Annotated in this window: 8 protein-coding genes; 3 read left to right on the top strand and 5 right to left on the bottom strand. The window is 62.8% G+C overall.

What is annotated here, in order from left to right:
• Positions 1 to 147: 147 nt before the first annotated feature.
• Positions 148 to 1,323 (bottom strand): pyridoxal phosphate-dependent aminotransferase, encoded by a 1,176-nt coding sequence (locus tag G5V57_RS07020; protein ID WP_165166830.1) that lies wholly within the window; start codon positions 1,321 to 1,323, stop codon positions 148 to 150.
• Positions 1,324 to 1,588: 265 nt separating this feature from the next.
• On the bottom strand, positions 1,589 to 2,713 hold the full coding sequence (locus tag G5V57_RS07015; protein WP_165166829.1) for an AI-2E family transporter: 1,125 nt from the start codon (positions 2,711 to 2,713) through the stop codon (positions 1,589 to 1,591).
• A 149-nt stretch (positions 2,714 to 2,862) separates the two neighbouring features.
• On the opposite strand from G5V57_RS07015, the gene G5V57_RS07010 reads away from it, so the two are divergent.
• The 3 genes from G5V57_RS07010 to mdoH all read left to right on the top strand — a co-directional run bounded on the left by G5V57_RS07010 (position 2,863) and on the right by mdoH (position 7,961).
• Complete coding sequence (locus G5V57_RS07010; protein WP_165166828.1) at positions 2,863 to 4,434, top strand: aldehyde dehydrogenase family protein; 1,572 nt, start codon at positions 2,863 to 2,865, stop codon at positions 4,432 to 4,434.
• Positions 4,435 to 4,557: 123 nt separating this feature from the next.
• Positions 4,558 to 6,099 carry a glucan biosynthesis protein gene (locus G5V57_RS07005; protein ID WP_165166827.1) on the top strand — a complete coding sequence of 514 codons (1,542 nt, stop codon included), beginning with the start codon at positions 4,558 to 4,560 and terminating at the stop codon, positions 6,097 to 6,099.
• The gene (gene mdoH / locus G5V57_RS07000) at positions 6,075 to 7,961 is read left to right on the top strand and encodes a glucans biosynthesis glucosyltransferase MdoH (RefSeq protein ID WP_165166826.1); all 1,887 of its coding nucleotides are present in this window, start codon (positions 6,075 to 6,077) and stop codon (positions 7,959 to 7,961) included. Before G5V57_RS07005 ends, mdoH begins: the two co-directional genes overlap by 25 nt.
• On the opposite strand, the gene G5V57_RS06995 is transcribed toward mdoH, so the two are convergent.
• Genes G5V57_RS06995 through G5V57_RS06985 form a run of 3 tightly spaced genes read right to left on the bottom strand, consistent with a single transcriptional unit; the run spans position 7,930 to position 13,132 of the window.
• Positions 7,930 to 8,355: an aconitase X swivel domain-containing protein gene (locus tag G5V57_RS06995; RefSeq protein ID WP_165166825.1), complete on the bottom strand. Its 426-nt coding sequence runs from the start codon at positions 8,353 to 8,355 to the stop codon at positions 7,930 to 7,932. The two genes, mdoH and G5V57_RS06995, sit on opposite strands and share 32 nt — an antisense overlap.
• Positions 8,352 to 9,632, bottom strand: coding sequence for an aconitase X catalytic domain-containing protein (locus G5V57_RS06990; protein WP_165166824.1), 1,281 nt, complete (start codon positions 9,630 to 9,632; stop codon positions 8,352 to 8,354). The genes G5V57_RS06995 and G5V57_RS06990 overlap by 4 nt, the downstream gene beginning before the upstream one ends.
• Complete coding sequence (locus G5V57_RS06985) at positions 9,629 to 13,132, bottom strand: acyl-[ACP]--phospholipid O-acyltransferase (protein ID WP_206530220.1); 3,504 nt, start codon at positions 13,130 to 13,132, stop codon at positions 9,629 to 9,631. Before G5V57_RS06985 ends, G5V57_RS06990 begins: the two co-directional genes overlap by 4 nt.
• Between the last annotated feature and the right edge of the window lie 45 nt (positions 13,133 to 13,177).

Here is a 13,177-nt window from a genome sequence, read left to right as displayed (position 1 = left end):
GAATCATTGAGTTTTCTAGTGTCCTTCCGAATCCGAAGTTCGCTCGGAAGGTCCCGCTGGCTGTGGCGAACTTCGGATTCGGGACACTAGCAGGTGTCGCCACGTAAATTGTGCGAGGTTTGATGGTGCACCCTTCTCGCGCGATGGTCAGCCGATCCTCTCCGCGAGCCGGCGGATGCGTTTGCTCGCTTCGGTGATCTGCGCCTCGTCGACGGTGAGGGCGACGCGCAGATGTCCGCCGCCGCCCTCGCCGAAGCTTTCGCCCGGCATGGTGACGACGGCCTCCTCGGCGAGCAGGCGGCGGGCGAATTCATCGCCCGTGAGGCCGCTCTTGCGCACATCGACCATCACGAACATGCCGCCTTCCGGCATGCGCGCCGAAATGGTCCTGGCGCCCTTCAGGCCGGCGATGAGCGCGCGGGCGCGCTTCTCGTAATTCACCTTCATTTCCTCGACCTCGGGGAAATAGTTCTCGAGCGCGAAGGCGGTGGCATCCTCGAGGAAAGGCTGCGAGCCGAACAGGATGGTCTCGGACATCGGCAGGATGCGCGCGCAGAACTCTTCCGACGCGGCGATCCAGCCGCAGCGGAAGCCGGGCATGGCATGCGACTTCGACACCGAGGAGACGACGATGGTACGCTCCTCGAGGGACGCGTCATCGAATGGCGAGACGAATACGGTGTTGCCGTAAGTGAGCGTCGCATAGACCTCGTCGGAGATGATCCACAGATCATGCTTGCGGCAGAGCGCGCCGATCCCGGCGATCTCGTCGGCGGTGAACACCGTGCCGGTCGGATTGCCGGGCGTGTTGAGAAGGAGGGCGCGGGTCTTGGGGGTGATCTTGCGGGCGAGGTCGTCGGCATTGAGATGGAAGCCGCGGTCAGGGTCGGCAAGCACCGGGACCGGAATACCGCCGGCCGCGGCAATGACGCCCTCATAGGTCGCGTAATAGGGGTCGGGGAGCAGCACTTCATCGCCGATGTCGATGGTCCCCATGAAGGCGACATAGAGGGCGGTCTGGGTGCCGGGAAGGAACAGGAACTGGCTCGGCGTCACATGGCGGCCGCTGCGCTTCGAATACATGGACGACAGGGCGCGCAGAACCTGCGGCTCGCCGCGGCCGTTGGAATAGCGGGTGCGGCCGGCGCGCATCTGCCTGTCGGCGACATCCATGATCGCCTCCGGCACCGCCGCATCGGGCTCGCCGATGGAGAGAAAGATCAATTTCTCGCCCCTGGCCTCGCGCTCCTTGCCTTCGACGTGAACAGCCCATTTCTCGGAGCCGAGGCCCTGGAGCCTCTCCGTGATCTTCGCATAACGCATGATGCTTCCTCGCTTCGGGCGAGCTTTCTAGAGCAAAGCCCAGGCCGCGTCGAGGTCGGGCGGGGCTAGTGTGCTGAACGCGAAGTTCCTGATATCAGGCGGCTAGCACCGACAGGAACTTCGCGTTCAAAAGCACACTAGAATCATTAAGTTTTCTAGTGTCCTTCCGAATCCGAAGTTCGCTCGGAAGGTCCCGCTGGCTGTGGCGAACTTCGGATTCGGGACACTAGATTCGGCGTGCCGTTTCTGTGTCTGAGAGGCAAGATCATTCCTCGCCGTTCAGCGGCTCGGCAGCGGGCGGGGTGCCGGACAGGAACTCGCCGAAATGGGCGAGGCCGGGGAAATTGTCGCAGAAGACCTTGATCACGACCAGGATGGGCACGGCGATGAGCGCGCCGACAATGCCCCAGATCCAGCCCCAGAATGCGAGGGAAATGAAGATGACCACGACGTTCAGCTCAAGCCGGCGGCCGAGGATGAGCGGGGTGATGAAGGCGCTTTCGAGCGTGTGAAACAGGAGATAGGCAGCGGGCGCGAGGAAGGCCGGGCCGATCGTGCCATAGGTAATCAATGCGGCGACGAAGGTTGCGCCGACGCCAATGGCGGCGCCTACATAGGGGATGAAATTGAGCGCGGTGGCGACGGCGCCCCAAAGCAGCGGATTGGGCATGCCGAGAAACCACATGGCGGTGGCGACCGCGGCACCGAAGCCCAGATTGATGGCCGTGATGGTGAGGAGATAGCGCGAGACCTCAAACTCCACATTATGGACGAGGCGCACCGAGCGCTTCTTGTCGCTGAGCGTCGGCAGGATGCGCACCACCTTGTGCAGAAAGAGATCGCCGGAGGAGAGCAGGAAGACGACCAGCACCAAGGTGGCGCCGAGCGTCGTGCTCAAGCCGCCGAGCGCGTTTGCGGCCCAGCCGGCAAGACCGGACTGGGCGACGACGACTTTCTCGGCCGCCGGCCCCGCCGTGTCGGCCAGTTCCTCGAGCTGCGCCGAGGCGCTCATCACCCGGCGCAAGGGCTCGCGCAACGGTGCGAAGCGCTCCTCGATGCGCTGGGCGATGGTCGGTAAGTCGGAGATGATCTGACTTATCGGATCGGAGAGATAGAGCGACGCCGATCCCAGGAAAGCGAACAGGACCAGAACCAGAAGGACAGCCGAGACGGCGGAGGGAACGCCATGACGGCGCAGATAGCGCACCATGGGCGAGAAGGTGAGCGTGATGAGAAGCGCCAGCATGACCGGCAGGAAGAAGCTGCGGGCGAAGTAGAGAGCGCCGACCAGAAGGATTACGAATATGCCGATAATGGAGAAGGATACCGGCTTGGAAAGATGTAGCCGCGCGAGTGCCGCAGTCTCGCGGTCGACCGGACCCAAATCCATGCCGTCATCCTTCAATATACAGGGAGCCTGCTCACAAACGCCCGAGGGAGGAGCCGGTTCCATGCAAGGAAATGTCCTGCCAAGGTCGGTCTTCACGGCAGCGGCATGACAGGGTAGCCTCGACTTACTCCTACGAAAGTATTCCCGACATGGCAAAAGCCCTGCCGCGTGTGACCTATTCCAATAACGGGGCCGACTTCAGGCCGCTGCATGACTGGCTCGACGAAGCCTTGCCAGGCTTCCGTAGAACCATTCTGGGCCAGGCGTGGCCCAATGTAATGGCGGGACGCCATGATGTGACCGGGAGAGCCTATGAAGTCCTTTGCCCCTTCGATCGCAATCTGGTGGTGGCACGGCTCGTCTCGGCCGATCGCAGGGCGGTCAAGGCCGCGGTGCAGGCGGGGCGTGAGGCATTCCCCGCCTGGTCCGCCATGGGCTGGAAGGCGCGGGTCAAGTTTCTGCGCAAATGGGCGAAGGAGATCGACCGGCGCAAATATGAGCTCGGCATGGCCGCCCTCTATGAAGTCGGCAAATCGCGTCTCGAGGCGATGGGCGAGATGGAGGAAGCGACCGATCTCATCACCTGGTATTGCGATGAGATGGAGCGCCGGAAAGGTTATGCGCAGGCGTTGCGGCGCTCTCATGTGGACGAGGAGACCACCTGCCTGCTCAAGCCGGTCGGCCTTTTCGCGGTGATCGCGCCGTTCAATTTCCCGGTGGCGCTGGCCTGTAACATGCTAGGCGCCGCCTTGGTCGCCGGCAATACGGCGGTGCTCAAGCCCGCGCCGCAATCAGGTCTGACATCGGCGCTCCTGATGGAAACAGTCGAGGCCGCCGGGCTGCCGCCGGGTGTGATCAACTTGATCAATGGGGCGGAAGCGGGACCGCTCCTGGTCGATGCCGAAGGGGTCGACGGCGTGGCCTTCACCGGCACGCATCAGACCGGTATGCGGATCTACCGCAAGCTCGCCTCAAGCCCCTATGCGCGTCCGGTCATCTGCGAGATGGGGGGCAAGAATCCGGCCTATGTGACGGCCAATGCCGATCTCGACATGGCGGCGGAAGGACTTATCCGGGCGGCTTTCGGGTTGCAGGGCGAAAAATGCTCCTCCTGCTCGGTCGCCTATGTCGAGGCGGGGGTGAAGCACGACCTCCTCAAGCGCCTCAAAGCCATGGCGCAGGCGATCGTCGTCGGCAATCCGGAAGATCGCCGGACTTTCATGGGACCGCTCATCGATGAGACGGCCGCCGAGCGCTTTCAAAAGGTCGTAAAGGCGGCGCGCCTCAAGGGGCGCATCATCCATGGCGGCGAGCGCCTTTCCGGCCCGGTTTTCAATAAAGGCAATTTCGTGTCGCCGACGGTGGTGGCGGAACTTCCCCCGGATCATTGGATTAATAGAGAGGAATTGATTCTGCCCGTTCTCTCGGTGGTGGCCGTAGCCTCGCTGGAGGAGGGTATCGCTCTGGGAAACCGAAATGTCTACGGGCTGTGCGCGGGTCTCTATTCGGGAAACCCCAAGGAGGTCGAGACATTTCTCGCGCTCGCCGAAGCCGGCGTGCTTTATGTCAACCGGCGCACTGGCGCCACAACCGGCGCCTGGCCCGGGGAGCAAACCTTCTGCGGCTGGAAGGGGTCCGGCGTCGATGGCAAGGGCGGCTTCGGGCCGTTTACCATTCCGCGCTACATGCGCGAACAAAGTCTCACCATTATGCGCGGCTAGTTCATTCGGCAGGGCTTTACAAATCGTTCTTGGGGCTTCATGTTGCGCCGCACTGTGGGGTGCTCCCAGGTTCCAAAAAACATTATCCGGCATGATGTTAAGCCGGCCGAGGAGTTTGTTTGAATGAGCGTTACGCGGCGCGGCATGCTGAACATGCTGCAAGGGCTTGCGATACTGGGTGCTGCGTCCAAGACGGGCCTCCTCGAGGCATCCGCCCAAACGACCGAGCTTTTTGGCAAGCCGGAAGCGTTCAGCGACGATTATGTTCTTGAGCTCGCGCGGGCGCGGGCCAAGACACCTTTCGTCGAAGAGAAGATCCAGCTGCCCCCCGGCCTCGACAATCTCACCTACGACCAGTATCGCGACATACGCTTCAATCCGGAGAAGTCGATCTGGCGCGGCCAGCCGCATGGCTTCTCGTTCGACCTCTTCCATTCTGGCTTCTATTACACGTCGCCGGTCGACATCCACATCGTCGACAATGGCGAACAGGCGAAGCTCAACTACGTCCCCGACCTGTTCACCTTCGGCCCATTGGTGCAACAGCCCAAGGGCGACATCGACCTGCATTATGCCGGTTTCCGGCTGCGCTACCCGCTCAACAGCAAGGACTACAATGACGAGTTCTGTGTGTTCCAGGGGGCGTCCTATTTCCGCGCCGTAGGCAAGGGCCATCTCTACGGACTGTCGGCGCGCGGCCTCGCCATCGACACGGGCCAGCCTAATGGCGAGGAATTCCCGTTCTTCCGGTCCTTCTGGATCCGCACGCCGACACCCGATGCGGTATCGGTGGTCGTGTGGGCGCTGCTCGACAGCCCATCCGCCACGGGGGCCTATCGCTTCACCATCAAGCCGGGTGTGGCGACGCAGATGGATGTCGAGATGACGATCTTCCCGCGCCGCGACCTCGAGCATGTCGGCATAGCGCCTCTCACCAGCATGTTCCTCTATGACGCGATGAATCATGCCGCCTTCGACGACTATCGTCCGGCGGTGCATGATTCGGACGGCCTCATGATGCTGACCGGGGCTGGCGAGTATCTCTGGCGGGCGCTCGCCAATCCGAAGACGCTGCAAGTCTCGGCCTTCGTCGACAACAGTCCCGGCGGCTTCGGTCTGATGCAGCGCAAACGGCAATATGACGACTTCCTCGATCTCGAGGCCAAGTATGAAAAGCGGCCGAGCCTGTGGGTGGAGCCGATCGGCGACTGGGGCCAGGGGGCCGTCGAGCTCTACGAGATCCCCTCACAGCGGGAGATCCACGACAATATCGCCGCCTTCTGGCAGCCCAAGCAGAAGCCGGCCAAGGACAGCTCCGTGTCCTTCGTCTACCGGCTCTATTGGTGCGATGAATGGCCGATCGACCGGCAGGATTTCAAGGCGATGGCCAGATTCTCCGGCGGCGGGCTCAATTTCGACCAGAACAAGCGTCTCTACGTCATCGACTTCGAGGGCAGCGATCTCACCGGCGATCTCGTCGCCGACGTGACGGCTAGCCAGGGTACGATCAGCAATGTCGTCACCCAGCCCAATCCGCAGAACGGCGGCATCAGATTGTCCTTCGAAATCGACGTCGGAAGTGCTGAAATGTCCGAGTTCCGGGCAGTGCTCAAGCGCGGCCAGGACAAGGTGAGCGAAACATGGCTCTATCGGTGGACAAAATAGTAGATATCGCGCCGAGCAAGGACGATCTTCTACCGCCGGAATCCCGGCTCGACATGCCGGTCCAGGATCTGAGGCACTGGGCTCCCGGCAAGGCACTTCCCGCCGGACGTGATCGCTCGAGCGTTCATGTCTGCCGCTGGTTCGTTTTCTCGGCGACGCTCGCGCTGACCGGGCTCGGCACCTATGAGATCTACCAGGTGATCAGCCCGGCCGACATCACCTGGCTGCAGGTGATCTTCGCCGCGCTGTTCGCCGTCACCTTCGCCTGGATATCCTTCGCCTGCGCCAGCGCGATGCTGGGTTTCCTGTGCATGCGCAAGCAGCGCTACGTGCTGGCGGATCTGGCGGACGTGAAGCGCACGGCGCTGCTCATGCCGGTCTATCACGAGGACCCTGAAACGGTTGCCGAGGCGCTGGCGCGCATGGGCCGCGCGCTTGCCAAGGAAATGGCCGGCGACAAGTTCGACATCTTCGTGCTGAGCGACAGCCGCGACGCCGTCCATATCCGCCACGAGGCCCAGGTCTTCGCCAAGCTCCGCCAGGATCTGCGCGACGAGATCCAGGTCTATTACCGCCGCCGCCCCGACAATCATCACAAGAAGGCCGGGAACATCTCCGATTTCGTGACGCGCTGGGGCGGCGCCTATGAGGCGATGATCGTGCTGGACGCCGACAGCATGATGGCGGGCAAGACGCTGGTCACGCTGGCGCGCGCGATGGCGGCCGATCCCAAAGCCGGCATCATCCAGAGCCTGCCGATGCTCCACAACCGCTGGACACTCTATGCGCGCATGCAGCAATTCGCCGGGCGGGTCTATGGACCGATCGTCGCCAACGGTCTTGCCGCGTGGCATGGGCGCGACGGCAATTATTGGGGCCATAATGCCATCATCCGGGTGAAGGCCTTCGCCGAATCCGCGGGTCTGCCCGAGCTGCAAGGCCGCAAGCCGTTCGGCGGCCATATCATGAGCCACGATTTCGTCGAGGCGGCACTCATGCGGCGTTCCGGCTGGGCTGTCTATATGTTGTCCGGCCTCGGCGGGTCCTATGAGGAGACGCCGCCCAATCTGATCGAGCTCGCGGCGCGCGACCGGCGCTGGAGCCAGGGCAATCTGCAGCATATCAAGCTCCTCAATGTGAAGGGCCTGCATTGGGTGAGCCGCCTGCATTTTCTGCAGGGCATCATGTCCTATCTGGCCTCGCCTTTGTGGCTCTTCCTGCTGATGACGGGCCTCGTCCTGTCGACGGTCGCCAAATACGCGCAGCCCAACTACTTCCCCGAGGGCTTCACGCTGTTCCCGGCGTGGCCGGTCTTCGATCCCGAACGCGCGCTTCGCCTTTTCACCTTGACCATGGCGGTGCTGTTCGTGCCGAAGATCCTCGGCATCATCGCCGCGATCTTCGATCCGGAGCTCAGGCGCGGCTGCGGCGGCGTCACCGGCCTGATCAAGAGCCTGTTCGCTGAATCCATCCTCTCCGCGCTCCTGTCGCCGATCATGATGCTGATCCAGTCGGGCTTCGTTCTCGACATTCTCCTCGGCCGCGATTCCGGCTGGAAGGCGCAGAAGCGCACGGAGGAGGCGCCGCCCTTCACCGAGCTCCTGTACAAGCATGCCTGGCATATCATCGCGGGCGTGCTCGTCGGCGTGCTCGCTTTCCTGATCACGATGCAAACCTTCCTCTGGCTGTCGCCGATCGTGCTCGGTCTTGCCTTGTCGGCCGTCGTTTCGTGGAGCACCGGGCTCGTTTCGGTCGGACGGAGCGCCCACGACTGGAATGTGTTCCGTATCCCCGAGGAATCGAAACCGGTCTTCGAAAATATGGACGGGGCTAGCCCGGAACGGCTCGCGGCAGCGGAGTGATCGTTCCGTCGGCGTGGACGGCGAGGGCCTGCTCGACGGCAAGACCGGCATAGGATTCTTCGTCGAGCGAGAGCACCGGGCAGGTCTTCCCGTAGAGCACTTCCGCAACGAGCGCGCCGATGGTGAGATTGATGTCGGGCTTGGTCAGAATGATGGCGGCGGGCGCCGTGCCGAGGCGGATCGCTTCAGCCATGCCGCCGGGCGCTGTGCCGGAGCCGCGCGTTTCGCGCATCATCAGAATAGTGCCGGCAATGCGGACACCCTTCTGGGGATGATGGATGTCGATGATCTCGCCAGTTCTCGGATCGAAGGCGCCCCAGAAGCTCAATGGCGCGTCGAGGGCGAGAACCTCGCCCTGCGCCGCTCCGCCATGCAGGATACGCGCGCGGATCATGGGAGACCGTTCGTCCATAGTTGCGGATCGCGCCGGACCTCGCCTTGCACCGCGCTTTCGACGCATTCAGCGAGGCTGCCGAAGCAGACTTCGACGCCCAGCATGCCTGGCGCGTAATAGGCCCATTTGGCCGCATTGGTCATTATGCGGCCGCGGCATTGGCGCACCGCCGGCGAATAATAGGTGCAGGTGTCGGCGATGACCGTCGCACCAAAGGCTTCGAGTTCGGTGATCCATCCCAGCCGTTCCGCCTCAGCGCGAACGAAGCGGCTGGTCGAGACATAAAAAGCGAGGCCGCATTTGATCCTGCGGCCCGAGACCAGCGGCATCAGGCGCTCGAACTCGGTGAGCGAGAAATGCGGCGTGCCGAGCGCCACCATGTCGAGCGGACCGTCGGCGGCGCTCGTCAGATCACGGCGCGCCTGCGCCAGATCGGCGGCCGAGAGGTCGAGGACACGCTCGGGGTCACGGCCCTGGAAGGCCCGTTCCTGCGTGTCGGCTTCGGGCGTCACGCCGACCGCATGCCACATCTCGACGCCGCCCGAGGAGGCGGCCGCGGCGGCCAGGGCTTTGAGCGAATCCATCGTCTCCTGCGGCGGCAGGCCTGCGATCACCGGAATGGCTTGTCCGGCCAGCTTTCCCAGATGATGGCCGAGCAGGTGATAGAAGATGTTTTCTCGCTTCCAGATGTCCGAGATGGCGTCGGTGCGGATGAGGATATGGCCGCGCCGTCCTTCGTCGCGATGAAGTCCCGCATAGGGCGCTTTGCCGATGAGGGCGCAGGCGACATCGAGATAATCGCCATATTTATTGGTCCTGGCCCCGACGACGGCATTGTAGAAGGAGACCGCATTGGATTCTCCGGCGACGATCTGGTCGCCAAACTGGGGCCCGCCGGGCAGCTGATAGGGGGCGCAGGTCCAGACCGGCCGGCAGCCTAACTGCTCATAGAGCTTCATCAGCCTGCGCGCGCCGCGCACCATCTGCGGATCGCCGGATTCGGGCCGGATATCGGGATCGGTAAGGCTCACGACGCCATTGTTGGTCCAGGCCGGGACCGCGAGCCGGGCGCCGTGATCGAGGAGAAACTGCGCGAAATCGACATGCGCCTCGCCACTATAGAAACAGGCATCGATATGGGCGAAGCTGACCGGGATCAGCGCCTCGGCGCCCAATATGTCGGCGGCCTTGAGCACCAGCTGCATCGCAAGCCGCATCGCGGGGCCATGGGCGCCGTCGAGAAAACTCAGGTCGCGATCATCGAGCACAAGGCTCACGAGGGGAATTTCTCCCGCGCCATCTTGTTGAGGGTCACATAGTCGGTCTTGCCGGTGCCGAGGATCGGCATGGTCTCGATCGGCACGATAATGCGCGGCGTCATCAGCTCCGGCACACCCAGATTCTTGAAGGCATCCGACAAGGCCGTGCGGTCGAGCTTCGGCTCGGTGGTGAAGAGGACAAGCTGCTCGCCCTTCTTCGGGTCCGGAATGGCGACGACGCCATGGGCACTGTCGGGGAAGGCTTCGTATATATGGATTTCGACGGCGGCGAGCGAGACCATCTCGCCGGCGATCTTGGAGAAGCGCTTGGCGCGGCCCTGGATCGTGATGTATTTGCGCTCATCGACGGTGACGATGTCGCCGGTGTCGTACCAGCCCTCGGGCGGCGGCTGGAGCTGGCCGGGCTCTTCGGCGCGCAGATAGCCCAGCATGATGTTCGGACCCTTGACATGCAGCCGGCCGCCTTCGGCGATGCCTTCGACCGTCTCAAGCCGATAGTCGATGCCGTCGAAGAGACGCCCCACCGAGCCGGCGCGATAGTGGATCGGCGTGTTGACGGCGAGCACCGGCGAGCATTCGGTGACGCCATAGCCTTCAAGGATGCGCAGACCGAACATGTCCATATAGGTCTGACGCGTCTCCAGGCGCACGCGTTCGGCACCCGCCACCACGAAGCGTACCGCATAGAGATCGTAGGGGTGCGCATTGCGGGCATAACCGGTGAGAAAGGTGTCGGTGCCATAGAGCACCGTCGCATTGATATCGTAAACGAGCTCAGGGATGATCTTGTAGTGGAGCGGGGAGGGATAGAGGAACGTCCGCACCCCGGCGAGCACCGGCAGGAGCGTGCCGGCATTGAGCCCGAATGTGTGGAACATCGGCATGGCGTTGAAGACGATGTCCTTGGGCGTGAAGTCGATGCGCGCCGCCGCCTGATGGCGATTGGCCTGCAGATTGTAATGCGAGAGCACGACCCCCTTGGGAGTTCCTTCCGAGCCCGAGGTGAAGACGATCACCGCGGGGGCATGGGCGTCCGGATTGTAACCGAGCTTGCGCAAAGCGGGTTTCGGGAAAAGGCTGGACCATAGGCCATAGAGCTTGTCGGCAAGCGCGATCTTCGCCCGCACATCCTCGATCCAGATGATCTTGGCCTGCTTCTCGAGCAGCGCCACCGCGTCGCCGAAGTCGCCGGCCTCGACGAAGCGGCGCGACGTGATGACGGTCTTGACCTCGGCGGTGCGGCAGGCGGCTGCCATGTTCGCAGCGCCGGTCGAATAGTTGAGGAGCGCCGGCACGCGGCCCGAAGCGTAAAGGGCGAACAAGGTGATGAAGCAGCCGGCGGCGCTCGGCAGAAGCACGCCGACATTTCTTTCGCCGGGCGTCGCTTCAGCGAGGCGGCGTCCAAGGATGAAGCTTCCCAGCACGATGCGGCCATAGGTCAGTGGCGTACGCTGAATGTCCTCGAGGATCTGATGGTTCTTGCCATGGATGTGCCGTGCGGTGAGAAGCGACTGGAACAGCGTTTCGTCGGCGAAGCTGGTGCGGAACATCATGTCGGTCATGATGTCGTAGGTTCGGTCGGCGAGGTAATCGCGTAAAGCGCTGCTCTTGAGATCAGCCGGCGCCTTGATCTTGACCGGCGGCAGGAAGGTCAGGGTGATCTTGGGGAACCAGCGGATCCTGAGCTTGCCCTTCATCAGGGAGAATGGCGTGTATTGGGCGCCGTTGATACGAATGGGCAGGATCCTGGCGCCGGCCAGATGCGCGATGACACCGGGTCCTTCATAGATCTTCATCAGCGAGCCGGTGCGGGTGATGCGGCCTTCCGGGAAGATCACCACCTTGCGGCCATGCTTGAGACCGCTGGCCAGCGTCTTGATCGCCATCGGATTGGTCGGGTCGATGGGCAGGAGGTCGAAGAGCTGGAAGGCCGGCTTCACCCACCAGCGATCGGCGACACGGGTATTGATGGCGAACTGGCAGCGTTCGGGCAGGAAGGCGGAAAGCAGCGGCCCGTCGAGGAAAGACGTGTGATTGGATATGATCAGCGCCTTGCGGCCGGCCTTGGCGAAGTTCTCGAAGCCTTTGATCTCGACGCGATAGAAGAGACGGAACAGACGGCGCGCCACATAGGCAGCAAGCTCCTGCGGCAGCAGGCGGCAGATCCACAGAGCGGCGATGGCATTGGCGAGGCCGACAATCAGGAAGAGGCCGCGTACCGAAAGTCCGGCATTGAGGAGGAGAAACGAGAGAATGGTCGCCGCCGTCATGAACACCGCATTGATGATGTTGTTGGCGGCGATCACGCGGGCGCGCTTCTTGGGCGACGAGCGCTGCTGCACCAGCGCATAAAGGGGCACGGCGAAAAGGCCGGCGCACAAGGCGATGGCGGCGAGATCGATCAGGACCCGCCAGCCGGAGAAGCTCGAAATGAGCTCCATCGGGGTGCGCAAGGTGCTGGCGTCCGTGGTGCGCAGAGCGCCGGTGGCGAAATAGAGGTCGACAATGAAGAGGGTGATCAGAATCGCGGCGATCGGCACATATTTGACCGATACCTCGCCCTTGAGCAGGCGGTTGGTGACGACCGAGCCGACGCCGATCGCCACGGTGAAGGCGGCGATGATGAGGCTCGCCACGGTCTCGTTGGCGTTGAGCTCGGTCTGAGTGAAGAGCGGAATCTGCGTGAGGAAGACGACGCCTAAGAACCAGAACCAGGAGATGCCGAGAATGGCCAGGAATACGTCGCCGCGCTCGCGCGCGATCGCGATCATGCGCCAGGTTTCCTGGGCGAGATTGGCGTTGACCTTGAGCTCGGGCTGCGGTGGCGGCGCAGCCGGGATCTGCCGGGCGCTCATATAGGCGATGATGGCGAGGCCGATCATCACGATGCTCACCCAGTGGCGACCCCATTCGGAGCTGATGGCGAAACTGCCGAACAGCGTGCCGAGCAGGATCGACAGGAAGGTGCCCATCTCGATGAGGCCATTGCCGCCGAGGAGCTCGCGGCGCTCGAGATGCTGCGGCAGGATCGAATATTTGATCGGGCCGAAGAAGGCGGACTGGGTGCCGGTCAGGAAGACGGTGAGGAGCTGCAGCCAGACCTGGTCGGTGAACAGGCTGAAGGACGCCAGGGCGACGATGGCGATCTCGACGAATTTGATGCGCTGCGCCAGCATCGCCTTGTCGAATTTGTCGGCGATCTGACCGGCCAGGGCCGAGAACAGGAAGAAGGGGAGGATCAGGAGGCCGGCGGAGAGGGTGTTGAGCAGGCCGGCATGGCCTTCGGCGAAACCGAGCCTGGGACCCAGATCGTAGATGAGCAGGATCGAGAGCGCATAGCGAAAGGCATTGTCATTGAAGGCTCCGATCGCCTGGGCGACGAAAAGCGGCAGGAACCGCCTGGTGCGGAACAGTGCGAATTGGTTGGAATGCCCTGTGTCCATCGTGGAGCCCGATCCCCTTCCGACATAGATCACGATGAGTTTGGATTGAGTCAATCCAAACTCATGAACGTGATCGGTCTTACATGTTAGCGCGGGATT

Source organism: Nordella sp. HKS 07, from assembly GCF_011046735.1.
GTDB lineage: Bacteria > Pseudomonadota > Alphaproteobacteria > Rhizobiales > Aestuariivirgaceae > Taklimakanibacter.
Note: the sequence above shows the minus strand (reverse complement) of the source record. Positions and strands in the feature narration are given on the sequence as shown.